We start from the raw sequence: 24230 nt of genomic DNA, 5'->3' as shown, positions 1-24230 counted from the left end.
TTGGTATGAACATCATGACCGAACAGTCCCTTGAGAATGCAGTGGGCGACAAAATGAACGCCAAGTCGAACGAAGTGATCAAGATGCGCGGCGACAAGGTCGGCGTGTTCTATGGCGAGAAGCAGGCGTTGTTCGACGTCAATCTCGACGTCCGCCAGAACCAGGTGACGGCGCTGATCGGCCCCTCCGGCTGCGGCAAGTCGACCTTCTTGCGCTGCCTCAACCGCATGAACGACACCATCGATTCGGCGCGGGTGACCGGCAAGATCACGCTCGATGAAGACGACATCTACGACAAGAACATCGATGTCGTCGAACTGCGCGCACGCGTCGGCATGGTGTTCCAGAAACCCAACCCGTTCCCGAAGTCCATCTACGAGAACGTCGCCTACGGCCCGCGCATCCATGGGCTGGCCAAGCGCAAGTCCGACATGGACCAGATCGTCGAGCAGAGCCTGAAGAAGGCGGCGATCTGGAACGAGGTCAAGGACCGCCTGCAGGAGCCCGGCACCGGCCTGTCCGGCGGCCAGCAGCAGCGCCTGTGCATCGCGCGCGCCATCGCCGTGTCGCCGGAGGTGATCCTGATGGACGAGCCCTGCTCGGCGCTCGATCCGATCGCCACCGCCCGTGTCGAGGAGCTGATAGACGAGCTGCGCCAGAACTACACGATCGTCATCGTCACCCATTCGATGCAGCAGGCGGCGCGCGTGTCGCAGCGCACGGCGATGTTCCATCTCGGCTATCTCGTCGAGGAGGGCGCCACCGACAAGATGTTCACCAACCCCGACGACAAGCGCACCCAGGACTACATTACCGGCCGCTTCGGCTGAGCCGTCCGGCGGGTGAATTTTCAGGCACGAGGACCAAGATCATGGGTGAACATACCGTCGCCTCCTTCGATGAAGAGCTCGGGCAGATCAGCAAGCTGATCCGCGACATGGGCGATCTGGCAGGCTCGATGGTCAGCGGCTCGACCAGGGCGCTGCTCAATTCGGACAATGCGCTGGCACAGCGTGTCGTTTCCGACGACGCCATCATGGATGCGCGCCAGCGCGAACTGGACGACCGCGCCATCACGCTGATCGCCAAGCGTCAGCCGATGGCCAACGATCTGCGTGCCGTGGTCGGCTCGATCCGCATGGCGGGCGACCTCGAGCGCATCGGCGACCTCGCCAAGAACATCGCCAAACGCGTCGGCACCGTGGGCTTGAGCGTCACGCCGCGCGACCTCTCGCACTCCATCGACGCCATGGCGCAGCTGGTGCTGATCCAGGTGCAAGGCGTCGTCGAGGAATATGCCGCCACCGATGCGGCAGCGCTTGCAAAACTCAGGAATGACGACGAGCGCATCGACGTCAAATACACGTCCGTGTTTCGTGAGCTCTTGACCTACATGATGGAAGACCCTCGCAACATCACCGCCTGCACGCATCTCTTGTTCTGCGCCAAGAATCTTGAGCGCATCGGCGATCATGTCACCAACATCGCCGAAAATGCGTATTATGTGCTGACCGGCCAGCAACTGCCCGCCAATCGTCCGAAGCAGGACGAGACGGCGATGGCCATGCCGGCCTGATGAGGGTGAACTGCCGATGATCGCGCCACGCATCATGGTCGTGGAGGACGAGGAGCCGCTAGGCGTGCTCCTCCGCTACAACCTCGAATCCGAAGGCTATCACGTCGAGGTGGTGACACGCGGCGACGAGGCCGAGATCCGCCTGCAGGAAAACGTGCCCGATCTCCTGGTGCTCGACTGGATGGTGCCCGCTGTTTCCGGCATCGAGCTCTGCCGGCGCCTTAGAGTGCGGCCCGAAACCGAGCGGCTGCCGATCATCATGCTGACCGCGCGCGGTGAGGAAAGCGATCGCGTGCGCGGCCTGTCCACCGGCGCCGACGACTATCTGGTCAAGCCATTCTCGACGCCGGAGTTCATGGCGCGCGTGAGGGCGCTGCTGCGCCGGGCCAAGCCGGAAGTGCTGTCCAGCGTGCTCAAGGTCGGCGACATCGTGCTCGACCGCGAGTCGCACCGTGTCTACCGCAAGAAGAGCGAGATCAGGCTCGGACCGACCGAGTTCCGGCTGCTCGAATTCATGATGCGCCATCCCGGCCGCGTGTTCTCGCGCAGCCAACTGCTCGACAATGTCTGGGGCGAGACGATCTATATCGACGAGCGAACCGTCGACGTCCATGTCGGGCGCTTACGCAAAGCGGTCAACAACGGCCGCATGCCGGATGTCATCCGTACCATTCGCGGCGCCGGCTACGCGATCAGGGAAGACTAGGATGCTGCGCGTCGCGCCGTTGCCGGCCATTCAGGCGACATGCTTGCCGGATTTGGCCTGAATGCCCGGCGCGAAAATCTCCTGATCGACGAAGCCGAGCGCGCGCATGGCACAGCCTTCGCGGATCAGCGGCAGCTCGTTGGGCTCGGTGTCGAAGGAGATCGATTTCGAGTGCTGGCCGCCGGCGGTCTGGGCGATCGCTTCGCGCAATGCCGGTTCGATCAAGTCGAAGGCGGCGGCGCTGACGCCTACCATGGCGACGGGTGCCGGATCGATCAGCGCAAACAGGCTGCCGAGGCCGAAGCCGAGCGCCTCGCCGGCCTTGCGATAGGCTTCGCGCTCCGGGCCGTCGGTTTCGCGGGCGCGCGCGGCGAGTGCGCGCATATCAGCGTCGCCGATATCGACCGGCTCGGCATCCTCGCCCATCATTTTGGCGCTGCGCCAGATGGCGTAGTTTCCGGCATAGGCCTCGACGCAGCCGCGCCGCCCGCAGCGGCAGAGCGCGCCGCCCGGACGGTGGATCATGTGGCCGAACTCGCCGCCCGAGGAATGGGTGCCGGTGAAAAGTTCGCCTTTCAGCACCAGTCCCATGCCGATGCCGTGCGATAAGAGGATGGCGATAAAATTGTCGCGGTAGCGCTCGGGCTGGCGCCATTGCAGCGCCACCGCCATCATATTGCAGTCGTTCTCCATGGTGGCCGGAATGCCGAATTCCGCTTCCAACATGTCGGCGAAGGCAATGTCGGTCAGTGGCGTGATTGGCGACCACAGCATGGCCCGCGCCTGCGAATCGGTGATGCCCTGGATGCCCATGGCAATGCGGGCGATGCTCTGGACGTCCAGGTCCGGGTCCTCGAGACGCCGCCGGACGATTGCTACGCATTCGCCGATCAGTTCGTCGCGCGGCATGGTCAGCGTGTCGAGCCGGCGCTGTTCTTCCGCGACCACCTGGCCGGCATAGTCGATGACGGTGACGGAGAGGAAGTTCAGCGACAGCACCACGGTCATCACCGCCGCCGCTTCCGGATTGAGGCCAAGGCCGACCTGCGGCCGGCCGCGTTTCAGCGAGCCGGTCTCGCCAGGCTTGCCTTCAATCAGGATGCCTTCTTGAATCAGATCAGACGAGATTGCCGATATGGTCGAATGGCTGAGGCCGGTGGTCGCCGCAATCTCGGTCCGCGACGGCTGGCCGGCCCGGCGCACGGCCGAAATCACCATCGCGCGGTTGCGACGGCGCAGATCGTCGTGGCGGATTCCAACCGACATTTGTTTCCTCCCGGCCTCCTCGCGCCTCATGATAGTGAAGGCGTTCGACGGCACCAGCCAAATATTGGCAGACGCCGGCAGCCCTGTCATTGTTTATTGCGGAGCTCGAAAAAATTCGGCAAGGCCATCAGAAACCATGTTGACAGCGCTTTATCATTGAACCAGTGTTTTTTCGAGGCTCGAAAAAATGGAGCCTCTGTGTGCAGGCCTTCGGGCCAGTTTTGTCGCGCCGCGCGCGGCGCAGGGAGGGTTTATCATGAACAGATTTGCAGCCGCCATGCTGGCGGGCGCCGCCATGTCGCTGACGCTGGTCTCGGTCGCGCAGGCGAAGGACAAGGTCATCGGCGTCTCCTGGTCGAACTTCCAGGAAGAGCGCTGGAAGACGGACGAGGCGGCGATGAAGACGGCGATCGAAGCCGCCGGCGACAAGTACATTTCCGCCGACGCGCAGTCCAATCCCGGCAAGCAGCTGACCGACGTCGAAAGCCTGATCTCGCAAGGCGCCAACGCGCTGATCGTCCTGGCGCAGGACGCGTCGGCCATCGGCCCGGCGGTGCAGAAGGCGCTGGACGAAGGCATTCCGGTCGTCGGCTATGACCGCCTGATCGAGAACAAGGACGTCTTCTACCTGACCTTCGACAACAAAGAAGTCGGCCGCATGCAGGCCCGCGAAGTGTTCAAGGCGAAGCCCGAGGGCAACTATGTCTTTATCAAGGGCTCTGGCTCGGATCCGAATGCCGATTTCCTGTTCTCGGGCTCGATGGAAGTGCTCAAGGAAGCCATCGACTCGGGCAAGATCAAGAATGTCGGCGAGGCCTATACCGATGGCTGGCTGCCGGCCAATGCCCAGAAGAACATGGAACAGTTCCTGACCGCCAATGACAACAAGGTCGATGCCGTGGTTGCGGCCAATGACGGCACAGCCGGCGGCGTTGTCGCCGCGCTGACGGCGCAGGGCCTTGCCGGAACGGTTCCGGTCTCGGGCCAGGACGGCGACCATGCCGCTCTGAACCGCATCGCGCTCGGCACGCAGACGGTGTCGGTGTGGAAGGACGCGCGCGAACTCGGCAAGAACGCCGCCGAGATCGCCTCGCAGCTTGCCGATGGCAAGAAGACGGGCGACATTGCCGGCGCCAAGGACTTCACCACGCCTGGCGGCAACACCGTCAAGTCGCTGTTCCTGACCCCCGTCGCGATCACCAAGGACAACCTCAACGTCGTCATCGACGCCGGCTGGATCAAGAAGGACGAAGTCTGCACGGGCGTCGCCGCCGGCAGCGTCGCGGCTTGCAACTGATCTCGACGACTTGAAGAAATGAGGCGCCGCGGCTGTCAAGCCGCGGCGTTTTCTCTACGAGAATTGTGTGTTTCCGCCATCGGCGGCAAACTTCTAGGCTGTGGTCCGGCATCCGCGCCAGACGGCAAGCCGCTGGAGGACATCATGACCGACACGACCTCAAATCCGCAGGCCGATACGGCACGAGCGTCTGAACTCGGCGCGGTCGCCCGGTTCCTGAAAGCGACCGAGCTCGACACGCGCATGCTCGGCATGGTCGGCGCGCTGCTGGTCATCTGGGTCGGCATACATATCCTGTCGGGTGGGCTTTTCCTGACGCCGCGCAATCTTTGGAACCTGTCGGTGCAGACGTCCTCGGTCGCGATCATGGCGACCGGCATGGTACTGGTCATCGTCATGCGCAACATCGACCTTTCGGTGGGCTCCGCCGAAGGCGTGATCGGCATGATCATGGGCGTGGCACAGGCCGAATTCCTGATTCGCATCATCGGCTTCCAGCTTGGAAACCCCTGGCTCTGGATCATCGCGCTTGCCGCCGGCGTGGTGCTTGGTCTGCTGATCGGCGCGTTCCAGGGCTTCATCATCGCCTATATGCAGGTTCCGGCCTTCATCGTGACGCTTGGTGGCCTGCTGGTCTGGCGCGGCATGGCATGGCTCATCACCAGCGGGCGCACGGTCGCGCCACTCGACGCCACCTTCCAGCTGATGGGCGGCGGACCACGCGGCTCGATTGGCGCCGCTGCCAGCTGGATCGTCGGCATCGTCGCCGGCGCAGCGGTCGCCTTCGCGCTGCTCAACGGCCGCTCGCAACGCAAGCGCTTCAGCTTTCCACTGCGCCCCGTCTGGGCCGAGACCTTGCTTGGCGTGGTCGCTTGCGCGGCCATCCTCGGCGCCGTGTGGATCGCCAATTCCTATCCATGGCCGATCGGCATCGTGCGCCAGTATGCACAGCAGAACGGCATCACCGTTCCCGAAGGCGGGCTGTTCATCGCGCATGGCATCGCCATACCGGTGCTGATGGCGGTGATTGTCGGCATCATCATGACGTTCATCACCAAGCGCACGCGTTTCGGCCGCTATGTCTTCGCCATCGGGGGCAATCCGGAGGCAGCGGAACTCGCCGGCATCAACACGCGCTGGGTGACCATGAAGGTGTTCATGATCATGGGTGTGCTGGCTGCAATCAGCGCGGCGATCTCGTCGGCCCGTCTCAATGCGTCAACCAATGCGCTGGGCACACTGGACGAGCTTTTGGTGATCGCGGCCGCTGTCATCGGCGGCACGTCGCTCGCGGGCGGCGCCGGAACGGTGATGGGCGCCATGCTCGGCGCGCTTCTGATGCAGTCGCTGCAATCCGGCATGGTGCTGCTCGGCATCGACTCGCCGCTGCAGAGCATTGTCGTTGGCGCTGTCCTGGTCATCGCCGTCTGGCTCGACACCGTCTACCGCAAGCGCGTCTAGGGAGGAACGATTATGGAAAAAACTGCTCCCACTGGTACGCCACTGATCGACATGCGCAACATCTCGATCGCGTTCGGTGGCATTCGCGCCGTCGACGATGCGTCCATCGATCTTTTCCCGGGCGAAGTGGTGGCGCTGCTTGGCCACAACGGCGCCGGTAAGTCGACGCTGATCAAGATCCTGTCGGGCGCCTACAAGCGCGATGCCGGCCAGATCTTGGTCAACGGCCAGGAGGCCTCGATCTCCACTCCGCGCGACGCCAAGAAATACGGCATCGAAACGATCTACCAGACGCTTGCGCTGGCCGACAATGTCGACGCTGCCGCCAACCTCTTCCTCGGCCGCGAACTGATGACCGCGTGGGGGACACTCGACGATGTCGCCATGGAGGCCGAGGCGCGCAAGGTGATGAGCCGGCTCAATCCGCGCTTCCAGCGGTTCAAGGAGCCGGTAATCAAGCTGTCGGGCGGCCAGCGCCAGTCGGTGGCGATCGCACGCGCCATCCTGTTCAACGCCCGCATCCTGATCATGGACGAACCGACGGCCGCGCTTGGGCCGCAGGAGACGGCGCAGGTCGGCGAACTGGTCAAGCAGATCAAGGCCGACGGCATCGGCATTTTCCTGATCAGCCACGACATTCACGACGTGTTCGAGCTTGCCGACCGAGTCTGCGTAATGAAGAACGGCCAGGTCGTCGGCACCGCGCGCACCACCGATGTGACCCAGGACGAAGTGCTCGGCATGATCATCCTGGGAAAGTGCCCGCCCGGCGCCATTCCCGGTCCGGGTGCGCTGAAGATCGCGGCCTGAGACCACGCTATCGTCAGCTGTCGTATTCACTGATGCTCGAGATCGATAAGCCGGCTAAATATGCATGATATGCCAGCTGTCATTATGGCTTGGCCGCGCCATTGTCTTGCCGCGGCGACTTGCCCATAAAGGTCCCGAACCGTCCATGGGCCTGCGTTGAAGAAGTTTTTCCCGATCCTTGCCTTCATTGCCGTTGCACTGATCAGCCTGACGATGGCGGGCTTCGCCTATTTCGCGACCCAGGAAGCGGCGCGCATCAAGTTCGAGGCGACGGCCGACGACGCGCTCAACCGCATCGAAAGCCGTATCGATCTGCATCTGTCACTGCTGCGCTCGACGCAGGCGCTGTTCGACGCCCGCAATGGCGAGATTTCAGGTAGCGAATTCAAGGCCTTCTTCAGCGCCCTCGATGTCGATAACAATTTCGCCGGCCTGCGCGGCATCGGCTATCTCAGGCTGGCCAAGACCGGTGACGAAGCGGCGGTCGAGCGCGACATGTTGCGCGACCGCGGCGCCGCCCACACGGTCTATCCGGACACGACACAGCCATGGCGCACGCCCGTCGTGCTGTTCGAGCCGCTCGACCCTGCCAACGAATCCACCATCGGCTACGACATGTTCACCGAGCCGGTGCGGCGCGAGGCGATCGAAAAGGCGATGGCCGATGACGCACAGCACGCAAGCGGTCTGGTCCAGCTCGGCCAGGACACTGGCGCGGCGCAGACCTTTACCGGTTTCCTGGTCTTCGTCAGGCTCAATGTCGAAACCGCGCCGGATGGTATCAATGCGTCCAGATCATCGACATCAGGCCTTCTCTACGCGGCCTTCCGCGCCCGCGACCTGTTCCAGACCGCGCTCAGCCGCACGCCTTTGCTGCCGGTCAACACCGCGATCTATGACGGCACGGCCGACGCCGACAATCTTCTGTTCCAGTCGGAGACGCCGCCGGTTGCGAGCTTTGGCGACAGGCTGTTGGTGACGCGCAAGATCATCGTCGCCGGTCGGCCCTGGACGGTGCTGTTTCGGCCGACAAGTGCATTTTCGCAACCGTCCTCGCGCGCCATTCCGGTCATGCTCGGGCTGTTCGGCCTGCTTCTGGCCGGCGCCATAGCGTTGGTGGCCCGCTACCAGGAGCGCGCCTACGACGCCAAGTCGCTGCTGCATGAAACGACGGAAAAAAGCCTGCTCGAAAAGGATTTGATGCTGCAGGAGATGAAGCATCGAATCAAGAATTCGATCACGCGGGTGCTGGCGATTGCGCGCCAGACGGCGGCGCAAGCAACCGACGTGCAGGAGTTCTCAACTTCCTTCTCGGCCCGCCTGCAGGCAATGGCGGCTTCCCAGGACATGCTGACGCGTTCGCGCTGGCAGAAGGCCGATCTTGGCGACCTGCTGCGCATCGAGCTCGGCCAGGTATTCGGCAAGGAGCTTCCGGAAGGGATATTGTCAGGGCCTCAGGTGCTGCTCGACGAGAGGACGACGCAGGCGCTTGGCCTGACCTTTCACGAACTGGCGACGAATGCGCTGAAATATGGCGAGGCCGGCAATTCCGTGGGTGCGCTGAAGGTCGACTGGTCGTTCGAGGGGCGCGGGTCCGAGCGGATGCTGGTTCTGAACTGGCGCGAGGCCGGGCAGAAGGAACTCGAAGCGCCGGCGAAGACCGGCTTCGGCACCAAGCTGATCGACCTCAATGTCACGCGCGAGTTGCGCGGCACGATTGCCCGAGATTTTCGCGCCGATGGGCTTACGGTGGAAATCAGGATCCCGCAGCCTGATGCAGTCAAACAAACGGAGACCGGCTGACCGGTCTCCGTCGCGATTGTCTGACGCTTTTGAAGCGGATCAGCAGCGAGCGGTGTAGAGCCGGCCGCGATTGTCGCGATACTGGCAATAGCCGTTGCGCAGGTTGCGCACCAGCAGGCCGGAACCGGCGCCAACGGCTGCGCCGATCAGCGCACCCTTGCCGCCGCCGATCAGTCCGCCGGCCAAAGCACCGACACCGGCGCCGACACCGACATCCTGCTCGGTCGTGCTGCAGCCGCTGACGGCGACCACCGCAACCATGGCAATAATCAATTTCCGCATAGAATCTCTCCTCACTTTTGTCCTCACTTTAGTAAGCTCCAGCCGCTATTTAGCACGAAACAGCAGCCTTTGCCCGCTCGATCTTATTGTTGGCTAAGAGAGTCTTTTTCGCGGCGCGTGGCGTTCGACGCGACCACGACACTGGAAATCTGCAAAGACGCGTCGAGGGAACCGTCCGGGCGCACGTTCCAGACAATCTGGTCGTAATCATCCTCCAGCGCGGGGTCGACCGTAAGACATTTGGCAACGACGTGCTCGGCCTGATCCTGCACGTCGCCGGCAGCGAATGGACGTTCTGCCGTGCATGCTTCGGCGGTTTCGAAAACGCTGACCGGCACCGGCAGTTCACGGCATTCGGTCATGTTGTTCGAACAGCCAATTACCAAAAGCAAAGCGGCGATGTGTTCCACGGCGACACGTCCTCTCGCCATAAGAACGGTCCACAGCCGTCAAAGTTCCTGTGCCGCAAAGAGTGCTAATAGTTGGTTGGCTACGAACTGGACAGCTTCTGAGCCGGGCTGCTTGAGAGCGGCGTGAACCTGAGCATCTGGCTCAGGCCAATTGCGACGCCACGATCAGCACAACAGCGGCGACGAGCGCGACAGCGGCGAAGCGAAGCAAGGGATGCCAGGCGTGCTGCAAAGGCGAGGCTGAAGCATCAGGATCCTGAAAGCCGCTCATCGAGACCCGGGCGGCCTGCTCCAGCCTGTTCATATCGGCAACCGTCATGATCATTCCTCCCATACTCGCGTTGCAGGCTGCGGCCGAAACATCAGTTGAATCGGTCAAGATCCAGCAATCTCTGGGAACCACAGCATCGGATTTTATGGTGAACAGCCGGTTAAGGAATCCCGCCGCTCATTCGGTTTCGAAATTGCCGTGCGGAACGACGAGGCGATATTCGAGGCGGTCACTGGTGATCTCCAGCGTCGCCGTGCCGTTCAGCGATGCCGGCACGACACGTTCGAGGGCAACGCTGCCGAAGCGTTTCTCGGTGCGCCTGTTATCATTGGCGACAATGGCCTCGACCCAGGTCAGCGACAAAGCCGGCTTGTCTGCGGCCTCTGCGACGTTCGACAGATCTGCGGTTACCTCGACAAAGCCGTCGGGCCGCGCCAGGGCGCCGTAGCTGAATGAATTGACGGCGAGTTCGTGCATAGCCAGGCCGATATGAATGGCCGCGTTGGGATTGAGGTAGGGGTTGACGCCATTAAAGCGCAGGCTCTGCGCGGGATCGGCGCCGTAGCGGACGACCTGGCCGCGGATAAGCTCGCGAAGTGCTGCACCCCGCCAGTTCGACGACGTCACCAGATCCTGCGAGGAAGCCAGTGACTGCAGGCGGCCGCGAAAGCGCTTCAGGAAATCGTCGGGTGTCTCGGAATAGCGGCCGGTCTGGGTGGCAATACTCTGGATGATGGCCAACAGGTTCTTGGAGCGGTGGCTGACTTCGCGCAACAGCGTCTTCAGCGTCTGTTCGCGGCGTTTCTGCTCGGTGGTTTCCACCATCGTGGTGACGACGCCCTGCACGTCGCCGCGATGGCCCCGATCGGCATCGACCCATACCTGGAACCAGCGCATGCCATCACCGGCGGCAACACTCAGTTCAAGGCGTTCCGGATTGCCGGAAGCGATCACATTGCTTTTGGCGGCGGCGATTTGCTCAGCTTGCGCCGGTGGCAACGCGCCGTTGCTGTCGGCTGTGTCGGAAACCCACGGCGCACGCATGTTGCGGGCCCATACAGTCTTCAATTCACGATCCTGATAGAGGACGGAAATGCCGGCATTGTGCAGAGCGTGAAGCAAGGCCCGGCCAAGCTGCATTCCGCTTTCAGCCGGGTGCAGTGCGATCACCTCGTCGCCCTGTCCGCTCTCGCCTCCGCCAATGGAACGCATCAATCACCTGTCCACCTGATCAGGACCGAACGATTCACTTGGACTCAGTTCCTGAGTAGGTCCCCAGAAAAGGTCCGCCGGACGATGTCCCGTTGGAGGACATCGCCCGGCGGTGGCTGGAAACCGTTTGAGGGGTGCGGCTTCCAGTGTTCGCCCGCTCCTACGATGCCCGTCTGAACAGGCCGGCCAGAAGCGAGATGACGAGGAAGGCGAGAAAGATGAAGAACAATATTTGCGCGATACCGGCCGAGGTACCGGCGATGCCGCCGAAACCAAGCGCGCCGGCGATGATCGCCACGACGAGAAATACGAGCGCCCAGTAGAGCATGATCTGTCTCCTTCCGATACTGAATCAAGAACGTGAGTGATTGCTGTTTGTTCCACCATTTGCCGAAAAAGAAGGTCTTTGGAAGAGGCCCGGTGCGAATTGATTCACGCGCGTGCGCCCCATACGGAGCGACGGGCAGCCGCCGATCGCCGGGCTAGGCGATCGCCAGTGCCGGCAACGCTGCGAGGCGGCGAAAAGTTGGAGATTGAAGGCCCTACTTCACGCGGCGGCCTTGGCCTGCCGGTCGAAGAACAGCGCTTGGCTGATCAGCGCCTTGACCATGTCGGGATTGAACGGCTTGGTGACGAGGAAGGCCGGTTCAGGCCGCTCGCCGGTCAGCAGACGTTCGGGGAAGGCGGTGATGAAGATTACCGGCACCGAAGTCGACGACAGGATTTCGTTGACCGCATCGATACCCGAGCTGCCATCGGCAAGCTGAATGTCGGCCAGCACCATCTTCGGCCTTGTCTTGCCGAACATCGCCACCGCCTCGGTATGGGTGCGCGCGGTTCCGACCACGTGGTGGCCGAGGCTCTCGACCATTTCCTCGATGTCCATGGCGATCAGCGGCTCGTCCTCGATGATCAGCACATCGGTCGCCACCTGGCGAGAGATCTCGTTGCTCGCCTGGGCAAGCAGTTCGGAGAATTCCTTGGCGTCGACATCGAGAATTTCAGCTGCCTCGTCTTCACCGAAGCCTTCGACCGCGACCAGCAGGAAAGCCTGGCGTGGCCGTGGCGCAATGGCGTTCAGATTGGCGGCGGCGCGCTGCTCCCATGCCGATTGTGCCTGCTCCTGCGGAACGCGGATGGCAATGGAGGTGAACAGTTTGGCGAATACCTTGTAGAGCGCGATGCGGTCGCTTGACGCTTGCGGGAAGATGTCGACGTCGGCGATGATGGCTTCGAGCATCGCGGCGACCAGCGCATCGCCACTCTCCTGCGATCCGGATACGGCCCGTGAAAAGCGGCGCAGGAACGGCAGGTGCGGAGCGATGGTTGCGGAAAGGCTCATGGTAGACGTCTCCCTCAGATGACGTGATTGCATAGATTGCAGGTCAAGCTGATTGCAAGCCCCAACACCCAAACGCGGGTTTTGCGAAAAAGTTCCGACACTTGTGGAACGAAACTGCACGGGCGACGTTTGTGGTGCGATGGGCAACCAGACGAGGGGGCCGCTTTGCGTTGTGTAATGGGGCGGCTCGGGGCGCTGGATTTAAGGGCGAAATGAAGGACATGAATAAAGAAACGCTGGCTGGCGCCGCTGACAGGCGCCGGGCCAATTCCGGCGACCCGCTCGGGGCGAATTCGGAAATTGGCCGTAAACTCAAACAGTATTATGACGAGCTGGTCTCGGACAATGTGCCGGATCGCTTTGCCCAGTTGCTCAGCCAACTGGAAAAGGCCGAACCCGCACAGAAGAAGGACTGAGGCATGGCAGCTGTCTCACAAGGGTTCAAGACCGACCTGCTCGGCTCGATCCCAAGCCTGCGGGCCTTTGCCGTGTCGCTGACGCAGAATGCCGACAAGGCCGACGATCTGGTGCAGGAGACGCTGGTCAAGGCTTGGGACAAGCATGAGAGCTTTCAGCCCGGCACCAATCTCAAGGCATGGCTGTTCACCATCCTGCGCAACGAGTTCTATTCCCAGATGCGCAAGCGCGGCCGCGAGGTGCAGGACAGCGACGGCATCATGACGGCCAGGCTTGCCGTTCATCCGGCTCAGCACGGCCAGCTTGACCTCAAGGATTTCCGCGGCGCGCTCGAGCAACTCCCCGAGGACCAGCGCGAAGCCATCATCCTCATCGGCGCTTCAGGCTTTTCCTATGAAGAGGCTGCCGAAATCTGCGGCTGTGCGGTCGGAACGATCAAGAGCCGGGTCAGCCGGGCCCGCACGCGGTTGCAGGAGATCCTCAAAATCTCCGGCGAAGACGAATACGGGCCGGACGCGATCTCGTCCCAGGTGACGGGTTCAAACGCTGCCTGACGGCGGAGGCCCCGTTTGCGGGCCTGGGCTCTCTACACATACGCATCGAAGATATCTCAGACTGGCGCGCGGCCGCAGGCCGCCGCCAGAGCCTCGACGAGATCGGTCCCCGAATAGGGCTTGGTGACCAGGCGGATGCCGGGAAAAGACCCTTTGATCTCATCGGGGTCCGAATAGCCGGAGGCAAAGACAAACGGCAGGCCCGATTGGCGCAACCGCGCGGCAAAATCGAGTGTGGACGTTCCGCCCAGCATGAGGTCCACGATAGCGGCGTCGAACTCGCCAACGACCTTCTGCTCATCGATCTCGGCCAGAGCGCGGGCAATCACTACGTCGTTCGCGCCATGGTCGCGGCAAAGCTGCTCGACATCCATGGCGATCAGGAATTCATCCTCCAAGACAAGAATTCGCAATCCCTCAAGCAATGGCGGCACTTGGCAATCTCTCCTCAATTCTTGCAGCATCGGGTACAGTGACTCCAGTCAACCGCATCGCGGACCTTGGGGGATCGGTCAGGCCTTAATCCGAAAAGTTCGCCCACCGGCTCTACTCCACAAGCGGGCTTCGAATTCGCCTCAGTGGAGTGTAGCGAGTCATGATCGCTATTTGCCATCCTGTCATTTAAAAAAGACATGCCATCGGCAGCGGAACCGCGGCCTTGCAAAAGCGTAGCACTCAGTCTCTGGCAAGAGACGTTCGAAAGAGGGATCGAAATGTCTGGCCAGAATGGTCGTTCGTTTTCCAGCCGTCAGTACCCATGCGAGATCTGCCCGCTTCGGCCATTGCCGGTGTTCCGGGAATTCGAGAAGCAGGAGCTTGCCTATGTCAGCATGTTCAAGAAGGGCGAACTGGCCGTCGACAAGGGCGCCACAGTGCTGGTCGAAGGCAGCCAAAGTGCTCATCTCTACACCGTGCTTTCGGGCTGGGCCTTCCGCTACAAACTATTGTCGGACGGCAGGCGCCAGATCCTGAACTACTCCATGCCCGGCGATCTTATCGGGCTGCAGGGCAGCCTGATGGGCGAAATGCAGCACTCGGTCGAGGCGCTGTCGCCCATGCTGTTGTGCGTCTTCGAGCGTGAAAACCTGCACGAGCTCTACCGCAACCATCCGGGCCTTGCCTACGACATTACCTGGCTGGCGTCGCGCGAGGAGCGCATGCTGGACGAGAACCTGCTCAGCGTCGGCCGGCGTACGGCGGTCGAGCGCACCGCCTATCTCATTGCCTTCATCGCCAGCCGCGCGGCGGCAGTCGGGCTCAACGGCAAGGCGCCGGTGCAAATCCCGATTACCCAGCAGCATGTCGCCGATACGCTCGGCCTGTCGCTGGTCCACACCAACAAGACGATCCGCAAGCTCATCGATCGCAAGCTGATCGCCTGGCGCGACGGCGGTTGCGAAGTGATCGACGGGGAGGGGCTGAAGGATCTCGCGCGCTGGGAGGGCCTAAGCGAAGGTCGTCGGCCGCTGATCTGACAGGCAGGCCTCCATCTGGGGCTGGACTCGCACTTGCAAACACCCTTTCATGGATACGGTCTCCGATTTCGGAACCATGACGTGTGTCGGGCGTTTGAAGCCAAGCAAACGCAAGGAGTTTAGAATGGCAACTGCCGCAGGAAAAACCGCCAACGAAAGTCAGACGAACGCCGACCTGGAAGCCGACATTCGGCAGTTGAAGGCGGATATCGAAAAGTTGACCAAGCAATTGGCCAAGACCGGCGAACATGGTTACGGCACGGCGCGGCGCGCTGCTGCCGAAGGCGTCGACCAGTTGCGCGCCCAGGGTGAAGCCGTCTTCGACAGCCTGCGTGGCAACGCCAAGGATCTTGAGGCCCAGATCACGGCCAATGTGCGCGAGAAGCCGGTCACTTCACTGGCGATCGCGGCCGGCGTCGGCTTCCTGTTTGCGCTTCTTGCCCGGCGCTAGTTTCGACAGAGATGGGCATGCTGGCACCGCTTATCTCGGCCTTGGCCTCGGGTGAAGCCATTGCCGCCATGCGCCGCGCGCGCACGGCGGCAATCGTCTACGGGCTCGCCGCCGTGGCTGCCCTGTGCGGCCTCGGGTTTCTCCTGGGGGCGGCCTACATCTGGGCGGCTGACCGTTATGGCTCGATGGCCGCCTGTCTTGGCTTCGCCGCTGGTTTCCTGGTACTGGCCGGGCTTATCGTGCTCATTCATCAACTTGCGGCTGGAACGCGTGCACGCCGACGTGCGCGAAGGCGCAATGCCGACCTGAAGGCGCTCGGTATCACCGCGGCGCTTGCCGTGCTGCCGGCCTTGCTCAAGGGGAAAGGCGGGAAGGGCGTCATTCTCGGCCCGATGATCGCGCTCGCGGCCTATGCCATCTACCGCGAGAACGTCAAACCGGATCCGGGCGATCCAGACAGCGAAGCCGACTAAAGCGCGTCGCGCTGATACGCTGTTCCCGGGAAAACCGCTTCGCACTTCTGAAATTGCTTTAAGCCGGCAGATCTTCAAGCGGCATCGATATTTCGGCGAACACGCCTTCGCTGCGGAATTCGTGGGTCACCTCGCTCGATAAAACCTTGGCAAGGCTGCGGCGGATCAGGATAGAGCCGAAGCCCTGGCGTTCCGGCGGGTCGACTTTCGGCCCGCCGCTTTCGCTCCAGGTCAGCACAAGGCGGCGCGCGCCTTTCTTGCCCGCCGCCTTCCAGTCGACATCGACCTTCCCCGAGCCAACCGACAGCGATCCGTATTGCAGCGCGTTGCTGGCCAGTTCGTGCATGATCAAACCGAGCCCCACCGCCTGGTCGGGCGAAAGCAGCAGATCCGGACCGGAGATCACGATGCGCGGCCGTTCTGCCGAATCGAACGGCTTGACCTCGATCTGCATCAGTTCGCGAATACCGATGCCGCGCCATTCGCGATCCGACAGCAGGTTATGGGCAGCGCCCAGCGCCTGCAGCCTGGCGCCGAAGGCTTCCAGGAATTCGCTTGGGCGGCGAGCGTGGCGAACGGTCTGCGTCGCCAGCGCCTGCACCGTCGCCAGCGTGTTCTTGACCCGATGGTTGAGCTCGCGCAGCAGCAGCCTTTGCCGGTCCTCGCCGAGCTTGCGTTCCGAGATGTCGTAGTTGACGCCAAAGATAAGCGTCGGCTTGCCTTCGCCGTCGCGCTCGATGACGCGGCCGCGGGTGACTATCCAGCGCGGCGGATCGAAGCCTTTGACCCGGTATTCGCCGAAATAGTCGTCGCTGCCGGTCAGGGCATCGCGAAAGCGCGTCTCGGTCTGGTAGACGTCGCGCGGGTCGATGGCGGCCAAAATGTCGCGCGCCCGCAGCCGGTTCGAACGCGGCAGGTTGAACAGCTCCGACAAACGCACGTCGCATTCGATCATGTCGGTGCGGATATCCCAGGCCCAACTGGCGAGCGAGGCGGCATCGAGCGCTATGGCTCGGCGCTTTTCCTCCTGCGCCAAAGCAGCCGTGGCAATGGCGCCGCTGCGGGTGGCGTCCTTGAGGGTAAACAGGCTGGCGGCGAGGCTGGCCAGCGATTTCAAATGATCGAGCGCGGCAGCGGACGGAAATTCATGCGGCTCACGGTCGAGTACGCACACCGTGCCGACGCGCGCGCCGGCGACCACCATCGGCGCGCCGACATAAAAGCGGACATGGTGTTCGCCGGTGACCAGCGGGTTGCGGGAGAAGCGAGGGTCGATGCTGGCATCCGGCACCACCATGGGCTCGTCGCCGGCGGCAATGGTATGGGCGCAGAACGATATGTCGGTCGCGGTTTCGGTCTCGTTGAAGCCGACACAGGATTTGAACCACTGTCGTTCGGTGTCGAGCAGCGTGACGAGCGCGATCGGCGCCTGCATCACGGCTGCGGCAAGGCCGGTGATGCGATCGAAGTCGGGATCGGAGTCGGTGTCGATCGCGTCAAGCCCGTGCAGTACGGCAAGCCGCTCCGGCGACGCCACGGCGCGGCGGACCTCAACCGGCAAACCAGCCTGCTTCGCCACCTTGCTATCCACCAAGCCCCCTCGCTTGCAGGCCCCACCCGCGGTGGCGCGCACCTTGCGCGGCCGTCGCGCGCCGGAACTTTTGTAGCAAGCAATCGTTACCCCACCATGTTTCGCCGGCGATGGTTTTATCCACCATCCCGGTTGCACGACAGGAACGCCGCCAATGACCAAGATCGCCCCTGAAAACAAAGCCCGTCAGGGGCGCTGGGGTTGGCACGGCCTGCGCATATTGGTCGCCGCGTTGCTCCTGGCTTTCATTGCTTGGGGAGCGGCCGAGATTTATGGCCAAAAGATCGATCCAGATACCCCTGAAAGCCAGGGGCAGCCCACCGGCCAGAGCGCGCCGGCCAACCAGAGCGCGCCAGCCGGCGAGGGGCAGTCGGGCGGCTAGGGTTTTCCGCGTCATTCGTAATCGCATCAGGCGGCCTTCGCCTGGGCGGCTTGCGCCGGAACCAGGACGTTCAGTGCGCCAGGGTGGATCTGGATTGTCGTTTCGCGCTCCAGCTTGACCAGTTCGCCGTCGATGACGGCGCCGAATTTCTTGCTCCCGGTATGGATCTTCACGATTGCCTTGTCGGCCTGATGAGTTTCGACATGATCGCTGTCGCGCCACCTGCCTCGAGCCATGTCGAAGAGCGCCCTGACCAGCTCGCCACGCTGCCGCGCCACGGTGACATAGATGCCGAGCACGCCGCCGGCAGGATTGTCGGCATAAGGCAGATGGCCTTCGCCAAACAGATTGTTGGAAATCCCGATGCCGCTGATGCGGGTCACGATCTCGGCTTCGCCGACCGTCAATGTCACCTTCATGGCGGGAGGATTGTTGATCGTAGTCCAGGCGGCCTTGGCCGAAGCGCGAATCTTTCCCAGGCGCGAGGCGTATTCCATATTGTCGCGCAGCTTCACCATGCTGGCGTGCAGGCCGATCGAGAACTGATGCACGAACGGCCGGCCATTCGCGCTCGCGATATCGACCGCCATGATCTCGCCGTCGGCAAAGGATTTCAGCGCGCCATCGATGGTCTGCGGAATTCCAAGGCCGCGGGCGAACAGGTTCATTGTTCCTGCAGGCAGGACGGCCAGCGCCTTCTTGCCATTCATCAGCCGCCCCGCGGCGGCCGAAATGGTGCCGTCGCCGCCACCGGCCAGCACGACGTCGATGTCGCGCCGCGCGGCGACCTTGTCGAGCGCCGCGACAATCTCCTTGCCGGCGACGATGTCGATCTCGATGGAGTGACCAGCCGCCTCGAGCGTCTGGCGCATCCGGTCGGTTAGCGCTGAAAGATCGGTGGTCCGCAAGGTGCCGCCGTCCCGGTTCAGCACCGCTGCAAATCGCATGCCCCACTCCGTATTCTTTTTAGCGGCCGGAATGCCAGCCGCAGGCTGAAACGGGCAAGCTTGGCAAAGGTTCCATCGGCCGGGCGGGAATGTCAGGCGATTCCGCGGACTTGCCCAGGGTATTTCGATGCTCCCGTTTTTTCGGAACAAGCGCCTTGTCACAACGTTGTGATCCCATTGGAGGCGCCGCCTTCGGTCTCCCGGCAAGTGGTTTGCCGATTGCGGCGCGCACGAGATCACGCAAGAGGAGACTTAATCATGATCCGCACACTGTTCGCGACGACCGCACTCGCAACGCTGATCGCTACCGGTGCGTTTGCGCAGTCAACGACGACCCCGGCGACGACCCCAGCGCCGGCTGAAGCCCCTGCCACCATCGCGCCGGCGCCGCAACAGGCCGACGGCGCGCTGATGACCAATATCATCGGCGAGTCGGTGTACAATGGCACTGGCGACGATGCGCAGAAGATCGGTGACGTCAGCGACGTCGTCCTCGATGAAAACGGCCAGGCGAAATCCGCCATTATCGGCGTTGGCGGCTTCCTCGGCATAGGCAGCAAGAACGTCGCCTTCGACTACGGCAAGTTGCAATGGGTCGAGAGGAATGGTGACCGCTGGCTCGTCGCCGAGACGACGAAAGAAGCGTTGACGGCGCTGCCCGACTTCGACCGTAAGCCCTACGATCCGGCCTCGGCGCCTGCTTCCACGGCGCAGAACGACCCGCAGAAGCCGGTTGATCTCAACGCCGCGCCGTCAGAACCGGCGGTGAAACGCGCTGACGGCAATCTCGCAACCAACATCATCGGCGAGAATGTCTACAATGGCACTGGCGACGATGCCCAGAATATCGGCGACGTCAACGACATCGTGCTGACCAAGGATGGCAAGGCGAAGTCACTGGTGATCGGCGTCGGCGGCTTCCTCGGCATGGGTGAAAAGAACGTCACCTATGATTTCGCCAAGGCGCGGTGGGCCGAAAAGAACGGCGATCGCTGGCTGGTGGCGCAGACGACCAAGGAGGAACTGCAGGCGCAGCCTGATTTCGACCGGAAGCCCTATGATCCGGCGCCCGTGACGACAACCTCCGACGCGACGCAGCCGACTGCTCCGGCTGCCCCGACGGCCGTTGCACCGGCTGACAATGCTCAGCCAGCGGACAAGACCGCGGAAGCTCCGGCCGGGACAAAGGCTACCGATCCGACGCAAACGGCAGCGATCGACAAGTCCACATTGACCGAAATGCCGGTCGGTAACATCAGAGGCGACGACCTGAAGGGCACCACCGTCTATGGCGCCAACGACGCCAAGGTCGGCGAGATCGGCGACGTCGTGCTCACGCCCGACAGCAAGCCGGATGCCGTCATCATCGATGTCGGCGGCTTTCTAGGCATCGGCGCCAAGGAGGTCGCGGTCGGCATGGACAAGCTCAAATTCATGACCGACAAGGACGGCAACAAATATCTCTACACCAACTTCACCAAGGAGCAGCTGCAGGCGCAGGCTGCGTATGACAAGGGCAGCTATGCTGAGAAGCGCGACCAGCAGCGGATGATGGTACAGTAAGGGAATAGGCAGTAGGGATTAGGCAGTAGGCGAAAAACCAAGCGACTAGGCATCAGGCCGCCAGAACATTCTACTGCCTACTGCCTACTGCCTACTGCCTACCACATATCCACCACCCCTTCGTCCGTCAGCTCTGCAAGCGCCAACGACTGGTCAAGATGCTCGGCGCGCCAGGCAAGCAGTCGCTCGGCAAATTCAAGCCGCACGCTGAGATAGGCCGGGTCGGCGGCAACGTTGGCCAGTTCGCCCGGATCCTTCTGCATGTCGAAGAGCAGCGGCGGCAGGCCGCCGCCGAAATGCACGTATTTGAATTTTTCCGTACGGATGACGGCGAGGTTGCACTGGCGCGAGCCGATGCCGAAATGCCGTTCGGCCTCACCGCTGGCAATCGAGCGGAAGTCGAACTCCCAATGCGCCGCGTCGCGCCAATCCTTAGGCGGTTCATCTTGCAGGAACGGTTTTAGCGAGCGGCCGTCGAGATGCAGCTGGGCGTCGGCGTCCAGCAGATCGAGCAAGGTCGGGAAGATGTCGACGGCCTCGGTGAAGTGGTTGACGGTCGAGCCGGCTGCATTGCCGTGACGCGGGTCGCGCACGATCAATGGGATGTGATAGCTGCCGTCGAAGAAGCCGCCTTTGCCCAGCATGAAATGGTCGCCCATCATCTCGGCGTGGTCCGAAGTCAGCACGATGATGGTGTCATCCCATGCATTCGCCGTCTTGATCGCTTGCCAGATGCGGCCAAGCTGCGCGTCGACCTCCGAGATCATGCCGTAATAGATCGCGCGGATGGCCCGGATGTTGTCGTCGCCCCAGTCGCGCACGTGGCCGTCGGTGCCGGGGCGGAAGCTTCTCCGCTTCTGGCGACCAAGGTCGTAAGCCAGATAGGGATGCCTTTGCGCCTCGGCCTGCCAAGTCTCGACATGGCGGAAGGGCGGTCCGTCCGCCGGATCATACAGCGTGTTGTAGGGCCGCGGTACGACAAAGGGCGGATGCGGGCTGATGAAGGAGACATGCGCGAACCATGGCGAATCCTGTTCGTCCAGCCAGCGAATGAATTCGCCGGCAAGAAAAGCGGTCGGCGTCTCGTCCCTGGAATAGACAGGCGGCGCGCTGGTCACGGCGTCGCCCGCTTCCCCGCCCACGGGGCGGTGAATGCCGGGAGAGCCCGCGCTGGTGTCGACGCCACGTGCCTTCAGCCATGACAGCCATGGTTTCTGATGCTCAGGCAGGAACTGGCGAACGCTGAAGCCGGGCAGCACGCCCTCATAGCTTTTCAGCCGGGGATCGCCCGGCGCCATCGTGCGCGGATCGGGCGAGACGTCGGTGTAGCCGAACAAAGTCGGATCATAGCCGAGGGCGCGGGCCGAAAGCGCCATGTTGCCGTGGCGGGCGTCGAGCGGCGTGCCGTTGCGGCAGACGCGATTGTTCATCTGGTAGAGGCCGGTGTAGAGGCACGCGCGGGCCGGCGAGCAGGGCGCCGCGCCGCCGTAATGCCGCATGAAAAGGACGCCTTCGGCGGCGAGCGCATCGGCATTCGGCGTCTTCACCACGGCATGGCCGGCAGCCGACAGGCAATCGCCCCGCCATTGGTCGCAGGAGATCAATAGGATGTTCGGGCGTCTGCTTTTCGCGGCCAATGCTCTATCCTGTCACGTCGGGAAGACGTTCAATGAACCGGAATTTGGCGGCAGCGCAAGCCTGTCAGTCTTGCTTAAATGGTGAACGAAAATTTCCTGCTGTTCACTATTGGGATACAGTCCATTCTGAGTTTGCCGCCTTTGCCATTGCCAGGCGGCCCCTCATATAGGCGTGGACAGCGGCAAGAGCCGCAAACCGAAGGGAAGGAGCAAGACAATGCTCGACCAGATCAAGGGCCTGCATCACGTGACGTCGATGGCCGGCGATGCGCGCCAGAACAATAATTTCTTCACGCACAAGCTCGGCCTGCGCCGGGTCAAGAAGACCGTCAACTTCGACGCGCCAGATGTCTATCACCTCTATTATGGTGACGAGCACGGTACGCCCGGCTCGGTGATGACCTATTTTCCGTTCCCGGACATTGCCAGGGGCCGCCATGGCGTCGGGGAAGTCGGTACCACGGCCTATTCGGTGCCGGCCGGCACGCTCGGCTATTGGGAAAAGCGCTTCGCCGATGAAGGCGTTGCGGGTGTCTCCCGCGAAGAGACGTTCGGCGAGAAGCGGCTGGCCTTCGCCGGTCCCGACGGCGACGGTTTCGCGCTGGTCGAAGACAAGGCGGACAGCCGCGCGCCATGGTTGAAAGGCGGCATTCCCGCTGATGAGGCGATACGCGGCTTCCACTCGGTCTCGCTCAGATTGAAGGATGGTGGCGCCACGGAAGAGCTGTTGAAGTTCATGGGCTATGAGCAAGTGGACAAGTCCGGCAGTGTCAGCCGGCTCGCCATCAAGAACGGCAACGGCGCTGATGTCGTCGATATCGAATCGCTTCCTACCGCGGGCTTTGCCAATCTCGGCGCCGGCTCGGTCCACCATGTCGCCTTCGCGGTGGAGAACCGCGCCCAGCAGCTCGAAGTGCGCAAGGCGCTGATCGATACGGGTTATGGCGTGACGCCGGTGATCGACCGCGACTATTTCTGGGCGATCTACTTCCGAACGCCGGGCGGCGTGCTGTTCGAAGTCGCCACCAATGAGCCGGGCTTCGACCGCGACGAGGACACCGCCCATCTCGGCGAAGCCCTGAAACTGCCGACGCAGCACCAGCATCTGCGGCCCTATCTTGAAGAGCATCTGCAGAAGCTGGAAGGCTGAGACGATGAGCAAGGAAGCTTACATCCATAAGGCGCTGCCGGGTTCGCCCGGCGGCCCGCTGCTCTTCGTCTTTCACGGCACCGGCGCGGACGAGAGCCAGCTGCTGTCGCTCGGGCGCGACCTCGCGCCACAGGCGACGATCGTATCGCCGCGCGGCGATGTTTCCGAGCATGGTGCGGCGCGTTTCTTCCGCCGCACCGGCGAGGGCGTCTACGACATGGACGACCTCGCGCGGGCGACCGCCAAGATGGCCGGTTTCATCAAGGCGCAGGTGGCAGCGGCAAGGCCATCTTCGGTCTTGGGTCTCGGCTATTCCAACGGCGCCAACATCCTGGCGTCCGTAATGTTCGCCGCGCCCGAGCTGTTCGATGCGGCGGTGCTGATGCACCCGCTGATCCCGTTCGAACCGCAGGTGCAGGGCAGCCTTGCCGGACGCCGCATCCTGGTCACCGCCGGCAAGCGCGACCCGATCTGCCCGCCCAACCTGACATCCCGGCTGGAGGCCTATTTGCGCGCCGATGGCGCCGATGTCACAGTGGAGTGGCACGATGGCGGCCACGAAATTCGACCAAACGAGATCGAAGCGGCGAGGCGGCTTTTTGCCGATGCGCCGGTTGAAGGAGCAAGCGATGCCTGACGAATTGCCTGAGATCGAACTCGAGGACCGCGGCTCGAAGGGACGTTATGTGCTGCGCGGACCCGGCGGCGCCGAGGCGGAAATGACCTTCACCAAGGTCGGCGAGCACCAGATCATCATCGATCACACCGAAGTGCCGGACGTGTTTCGCGGCCAGGGCGCCGGCCTTCGGCTTGTCACACGCGCCGTCGAGGACGCGCGGGCAGTGGGCAAGAAGATCATCCCGCTCTGCCCCTTCGCCAACGCCCAGTTCCGCCGCCATCCGGAATGGGCGGATGTGCTGAAGCAATAGACCTTTTTCCCTTCTCCCCTTGTGGGGTGAGTTGCCGGTCGCCGAAGGCGAATTCATCGTGCCGGTGGCACGATGAAAGGCCGGCGAACGCCGGGACGCTGCGAAGCAGCGGGGACCCGGCAGGTGGTCGGAGTCGCTCAGCCACAAGAGCGAACGCCTCTCTGGCATTTGCGCAGTTCGGCCTTCTTGCCTAAGTACACAGTTCGCTGCGGTTCGTCCGCTCCT

28 protein-coding genes are annotated in these 24230 nt (G+C 62.6%); 17 read left to right on the top strand and 11 right to left on the bottom strand.

Going from position 1 to position 24230, the window contains the following annotated elements; translation table 11 throughout:
• Nucleotides 1-5: 5 nt before the first annotated feature.
• From pstB to phoB, 3 genes are read left to right on the top strand one after another with little or no spacing between them, the layout of a single operon-like run.
• The gene (gene pstB, locus AC3EML_RS00975; RefSeq protein ID WP_023670110.1) at nt 6-830 is read left to right on the top strand and encodes a phosphate ABC transporter ATP-binding protein PstB; all 825 of its coding nucleotides are present in this window, start codon (nt 6-8) and stop codon (nt 828-830) included.
• Nucleotides 831-871: 41 nt separating this feature from the next.
• Nucleotides 872-1576, top strand: a complete 705-nt coding sequence (gene phoU, locus AC3EML_RS00970) for a phosphate signaling complex protein PhoU (protein WP_352462178.1) — start codon at nt 872-874, stop codon at nt 1574-1576.
• A 16-nt stretch (nt 1577-1592) separates the two neighbouring features.
• Complete coding sequence (gene phoB, locus AC3EML_RS00965) at nt 1593-2282, top strand: phosphate regulon transcriptional regulator PhoB (RefSeq protein ID WP_352522076.1); 690 nt, start codon at nt 1593-1595, stop codon at nt 2280-2282.
• A gap of 30 nt (nt 2283-2312) precedes the next feature.
• Here phoB and AC3EML_RS00960 read toward each other — a convergent pair whose 3' ends face one another.
• Nucleotides 2313-3548 carry an ROK family protein gene (locus AC3EML_RS00960; RefSeq protein WP_352522077.1) on the bottom strand — a complete coding sequence of 412 codons (1236 nt, stop codon included), beginning with the start codon at nt 3546-3548 and terminating at the stop codon, nt 2313-2315.
• Nucleotides 3549-3804: 256 nt separating this feature from the next.
• On the opposite strand from AC3EML_RS00960, the gene xylF reads away from it, so the two are divergent.
• The 4 genes from xylF to AC3EML_RS00940 all read left to right on the top strand — a co-directional run bounded on the left by xylF (nt 3805) and on the right by AC3EML_RS00940 (nt 8919).
• Nucleotides 3805-4845 (top strand): D-xylose ABC transporter substrate-binding protein, encoded by a 1041-nt coding sequence (xylF, locus tag AC3EML_RS00955; RefSeq protein WP_023822587.1) that lies wholly within the window; start codon nt 3805-3807, stop codon nt 4843-4845.
• Between the two features lie 144 nt (nt 4846-4989).
• On the top strand, nt 4990-6306 hold the full coding sequence (locus AC3EML_RS00950; protein WP_023734645.1) for a sugar ABC transporter permease: 1317 nt from the start codon (nt 4990-4992) through the stop codon (nt 6304-6306).
• Between the two features lie 12 nt (nt 6307-6318).
• A complete protein-coding gene (locus AC3EML_RS00945) occupies nt 6319-7116 on the top strand; it encodes an ATP-binding cassette domain-containing protein (protein ID WP_023734644.1) in 798 nt (265 codons plus the stop codon).
• 156 nt (nt 7117-7272) lie between these two features.
• Entirely contained in the window at nt 7273-8919 is a 1647-nt protein-coding gene (locus AC3EML_RS00940) for a CHASE domain-containing protein (RefSeq protein ID WP_352521766.1), read from the top strand.
• 39 nt (nt 8920-8958) lie between these two features.
• Here AC3EML_RS00940 and AC3EML_RS00935 read toward each other — a convergent pair whose 3' ends face one another.
• From AC3EML_RS00935 to AC3EML_RS00910, 6 genes are all read right to left on the bottom strand, one after another.
• Complete coding sequence (locus tag AC3EML_RS00935; protein WP_023670102.1) at nt 8959-9201, bottom strand: YMGG-like glycine zipper-containing protein; 243 nt, start codon at nt 9199-9201, stop codon at nt 8959-8961.
• 83 nt (nt 9202-9284) lie between these two features.
• Nucleotides 9285-9611: a hypothetical protein gene (locus AC3EML_RS00930; protein ID WP_352521767.1), complete on the bottom strand. Its 327-nt coding sequence runs from the start codon at nt 9609-9611 to the stop codon at nt 9285-9287.
• A 142-nt stretch (nt 9612-9753) separates the two neighbouring features.
• Complete coding sequence (locus AC3EML_RS00925; RefSeq protein ID WP_023690108.1) at nt 9754-9930, bottom strand: hypothetical protein; 177 nt, start codon at nt 9928-9930, stop codon at nt 9754-9756.
• Nucleotides 9931-10059: 129 nt separating this feature from the next.
• Nucleotides 10060-11094: a sensor histidine kinase gene (locus AC3EML_RS00920; protein WP_023734641.1), complete on the bottom strand. Its 1035-nt coding sequence runs from the start codon at nt 11092-11094 to the stop codon at nt 10060-10062.
• Between the two features lie 160 nt (nt 11095-11254).
• Nucleotides 11255-11422 (bottom strand): DUF1328 domain-containing protein, encoded by a 168-nt coding sequence (locus AC3EML_RS00915; RefSeq protein ID WP_023670098.1) that lies wholly within the window; start codon nt 11420-11422, stop codon nt 11255-11257.
• A gap of 219 nt (nt 11423-11641) precedes the next feature.
• Nucleotides 11642-12436, bottom strand: a complete 795-nt coding sequence (locus AC3EML_RS00910; RefSeq protein WP_023670097.1) for a response regulator — start codon at nt 12434-12436, stop codon at nt 11642-11644.
• A 212-nt stretch (nt 12437-12648) separates the two neighbouring features.
• Between AC3EML_RS00910 and AC3EML_RS00905 the strand changes: the two genes are divergently transcribed.
• Together AC3EML_RS00905 and AC3EML_RS00900 are read left to right on the top strand one after the other, a co-directional pair.
• A complete protein-coding gene (locus AC3EML_RS00905) occupies nt 12649-12852 on the top strand; it encodes a NepR family anti-sigma factor (protein WP_023670096.1) in 204 nt (67 codons plus the stop codon).
• A gap of 3 nt (nt 12853-12855) precedes the next feature.
• Nucleotides 12856-13407, top strand: a complete 552-nt coding sequence (locus tag AC3EML_RS00900) for a sigma-70 family RNA polymerase sigma factor (RefSeq protein WP_023670095.1) — start codon at nt 12856-12858, stop codon at nt 13405-13407.
• A gap of 56 nt (nt 13408-13463) precedes the next feature.
• On the opposite strand, the gene AC3EML_RS00895 is transcribed toward AC3EML_RS00900, so the two are convergent.
• Nucleotides 13464-13781, bottom strand: coding sequence for a response regulator (locus AC3EML_RS00895; protein ID WP_050485906.1), 318 nt, complete (start codon nt 13779-13781; stop codon nt 13464-13466).
• A 339-nt stretch (nt 13782-14120) separates the two neighbouring features.
• Here AC3EML_RS00895 and AC3EML_RS00890 point away from each other — a divergent pair, with 339 nt between their 5' ends.
• The 3 genes from AC3EML_RS00890 (at nt 14121) to AC3EML_RS00880 (ending at nt 15806) form a co-directional block, all read left to right on the top strand.
• Nucleotides 14121-14882 (top strand): Crp/Fnr family transcriptional regulator, encoded by a 762-nt coding sequence (locus AC3EML_RS00890; protein WP_023670093.1) that lies wholly within the window; start codon nt 14121-14123, stop codon nt 14880-14882.
• Between the two features lie 124 nt (nt 14883-15006).
• A complete protein-coding gene (locus AC3EML_RS00885; RefSeq protein WP_023670092.1) occupies nt 15007-15333 on the top strand; it encodes an ElaB/YgaM/YqjD family protein in 327 nt (108 codons plus the stop codon).
• Between the two features lie 11 nt (nt 15334-15344).
• Nucleotides 15345-15806, top strand: a complete 462-nt coding sequence (locus tag AC3EML_RS00880) for a hypothetical protein (protein WP_023683962.1) — start codon at nt 15345-15347, stop codon at nt 15804-15806.
• Nucleotides 15807-15864: 58 nt separating this feature from the next.
• Here the strand turns inward: AC3EML_RS00880 and AC3EML_RS00875 are convergent, their stop codons facing one another.
• A complete protein-coding gene (locus AC3EML_RS00875) occupies nt 15865-17385 on the bottom strand; it encodes a sensor histidine kinase (RefSeq protein WP_488505136.1) in 1521 nt (506 codons plus the stop codon).
• A 166-nt stretch (nt 17386-17551) separates the two neighbouring features.
• Between AC3EML_RS00875 and AC3EML_RS00870 the strand changes: the two genes are divergently transcribed.
• The gene (locus AC3EML_RS00870; RefSeq protein WP_023683960.1) at nt 17552-17779 is read left to right on the top strand and encodes a hypothetical protein; all 228 of its coding nucleotides are present in this window, start codon (nt 17552-17554) and stop codon (nt 17777-17779) included.
• A gap of 26 nt (nt 17780-17805) precedes the next feature.
• Here AC3EML_RS00870 and AC3EML_RS00865 read toward each other — a convergent pair whose 3' ends face one another.
• Complete coding sequence (locus AC3EML_RS00865; protein ID WP_352521769.1) at nt 17806-18726, bottom strand: diacylglycerol/lipid kinase family protein; 921 nt, start codon at nt 18724-18726, stop codon at nt 17806-17808.
• A 258-nt stretch (nt 18727-18984) separates the two neighbouring features.
• Between AC3EML_RS00865 and AC3EML_RS00860 the strand changes: the two genes are divergently transcribed.
• Nucleotides 18985-20289, top strand: a complete 1305-nt coding sequence (locus AC3EML_RS00860; protein ID WP_352521770.1) for a PRC-barrel domain-containing protein — start codon at nt 18985-18987, stop codon at nt 20287-20289.
• A gap of 98 nt (nt 20290-20387) precedes the next feature.
• Here AC3EML_RS00860 and AC3EML_RS00855 read toward each other — a convergent pair whose 3' ends face one another.
• Nucleotides 20388-21926: an alkaline phosphatase family protein gene (locus tag AC3EML_RS00855; protein WP_031197104.1), complete on the bottom strand. Its 1539-nt coding sequence runs from the start codon at nt 21924-21926 to the stop codon at nt 20388-20390.
• A 217-nt stretch (nt 21927-22143) separates the two neighbouring features.
• Between AC3EML_RS00855 and AC3EML_RS00850 the strand changes: the two genes are divergently transcribed.
• Genes AC3EML_RS00850 through AC3EML_RS00840 form a run of 3 tightly spaced genes read left to right on the top strand, consistent with a single transcriptional unit; the run spans nt 22144 to nt 24005 of the window.
• Nucleotides 22144-23076, top strand: coding sequence for a VOC family protein (locus tag AC3EML_RS00850; RefSeq protein ID WP_023724468.1), 933 nt, complete (start codon nt 22144-22146; stop codon nt 23074-23076).
• Between the two features lie 4 nt (nt 23077-23080).
• Nucleotides 23081-23713 carry an alpha/beta hydrolase gene (locus tag AC3EML_RS00845; RefSeq protein ID WP_023727286.1) on the top strand — a complete coding sequence of 211 codons (633 nt, stop codon included), beginning with the start codon at nt 23081-23083 and terminating at the stop codon, nt 23711-23713.
• Entirely contained in the window at nt 23706-24005 is a 300-nt protein-coding gene (locus AC3EML_RS00840) for a GNAT family N-acetyltransferase (RefSeq protein WP_023683956.1), read from the top strand. The genes AC3EML_RS00845 and AC3EML_RS00840 overlap by 8 nt, the downstream gene beginning before the upstream one ends.
• Nucleotides 24006-24230 lie beyond the last annotated feature (225 nt).

It is taken from the genome of Mesorhizobium sp. P170090 (genome assembly GCF_057786115.1).
This window is presented reverse-complemented; position numbering and strand designations above follow the sequence as displayed.

What these genes read in the sequence shown, in the direction of transcription:
- pstB (WP_023670110.1), top strand. Translation starts at nt 6, where the DNA reads ATGAACATCATGACCGAACAGTCCCTTGAGAATGCAGTGGGCGACAAA.
- phoU (WP_352462178.1), top strand. Translation starts at nt 872, where the DNA reads ATGGGTGAACATACCGTCGCCTCCTTCGATGAAGAGCTCGGGCAGATC.
- phoB (WP_352522076.1), top strand. Translation starts at nt 1,593, where the DNA reads ATGATCGCGCCACGCATCATGGTCGTGGAGGACGAGGAGCCGCTAGGC.
- AC3EML_RS00960 (WP_352522077.1), bottom strand. Translation starts at nt 3,548, where the DNA reads ATGTCGGTTGGAATCCGCCACGACGATCTGCGCCGTCGCAACCGCGCG.
- xylF (WP_023822587.1), top strand. Translation starts at nt 3,805, where the DNA reads ATGAACAGATTTGCAGCCGCCATGCTGGCGGGCGCCGCCATGTCGCTG.
- AC3EML_RS00950 (WP_023734645.1), top strand. Translation starts at nt 4,990, where the DNA reads ATGACCGACACGACCTCAAATCCGCAGGCCGATACGGCACGAGCGTCT.
- AC3EML_RS00945 (WP_023734644.1), top strand. Translation starts at nt 6,319, where the DNA reads ATGGAAAAAACTGCTCCCACTGGTACGCCACTGATCGACATGCGCAAC.
- AC3EML_RS00935 (WP_023670102.1), bottom strand. Translation starts at nt 9,201, where the DNA reads ATGCGGAAATTGATTATTGCCATGGTTGCGGTGGTCGCCGTCAGCGGC.
- AC3EML_RS00925 (WP_023690108.1), bottom strand. Translation starts at nt 9,930, where the DNA reads ATGACGGTTGCCGATATGAACAGGCTGGAGCAGGCCGCCCGGGTCTCG.
- AC3EML_RS00920 (WP_023734641.1), bottom strand. Translation starts at nt 11,094, where the DNA reads ATGCGTTCCATTGGCGGAGGCGAGAGCGGACAGGGCGACGAGGTGATC.
- AC3EML_RS00915 (WP_023670098.1), bottom strand. Translation starts at nt 11,422, where the DNA reads ATGCTCTACTGGGCGCTCGTATTTCTCGTCGTGGCGATCATCGCCGGC.
- AC3EML_RS00910 (WP_023670097.1), bottom strand. Translation starts at nt 12,436, where the DNA reads ATGAGCCTTTCCGCAACCATCGCTCCGCACCTGCCGTTCCTGCGCCGC.
- AC3EML_RS00905 (WP_023670096.1), top strand. Translation starts at nt 12,649, where the DNA reads ATGAAGGACATGAATAAAGAAACGCTGGCTGGCGCCGCTGACAGGCGC.
- AC3EML_RS00900 (WP_023670095.1), top strand. Translation starts at nt 12,856, where the DNA reads ATGGCAGCTGTCTCACAAGGGTTCAAGACCGACCTGCTCGGCTCGATC.
- AC3EML_RS00895 (WP_050485906.1), bottom strand. Translation starts at nt 13,781, where the DNA reads ATGGATGTCGAGCAGCTTTGCCGCGACCATGGCGCGAACGACGTAGTG.
- AC3EML_RS00890 (WP_023670093.1), top strand. Translation starts at nt 14,121, where the DNA reads ATGTCTGGCCAGAATGGTCGTTCGTTTTCCAGCCGTCAGTACCCATGC.
- AC3EML_RS00885 (WP_023670092.1), top strand. Translation starts at nt 15,007, where the DNA reads ATGGCAACTGCCGCAGGAAAAACCGCCAACGAAAGTCAGACGAACGCC.
- AC3EML_RS00880 (WP_023683962.1), top strand. Translation starts at nt 15,345, where the DNA reads ATGGGCATGCTGGCACCGCTTATCTCGGCCTTGGCCTCGGGTGAAGCC.
- AC3EML_RS00870 (WP_023683960.1), top strand. Translation starts at nt 17,552, where the DNA reads ATGACCAAGATCGCCCCTGAAAACAAAGCCCGTCAGGGGCGCTGGGGT.
- AC3EML_RS00865 (WP_352521769.1), bottom strand. Translation starts at nt 18,726, where the DNA reads ATGCGATTTGCAGCGGTGCTGAACCGGGACGGCGGCACCTTGCGGACC.
- AC3EML_RS00860 (WP_352521770.1), top strand. Translation starts at nt 18,985, where the DNA reads ATGATCCGCACACTGTTCGCGACGACCGCACTCGCAACGCTGATCGCT.
- AC3EML_RS00850 (WP_023724468.1), top strand. Translation starts at nt 22,144, where the DNA reads ATGCTCGACCAGATCAAGGGCCTGCATCACGTGACGTCGATGGCCGGC.
- AC3EML_RS00845 (WP_023727286.1), top strand. Translation starts at nt 23,081, where the DNA reads ATGAGCAAGGAAGCTTACATCCATAAGGCGCTGCCGGGTTCGCCCGGC.
- AC3EML_RS00840 (WP_023683956.1), top strand. Translation starts at nt 23,706, where the DNA reads ATGCCTGACGAATTGCCTGAGATCGAACTCGAGGACCGCGGCTCGAAG.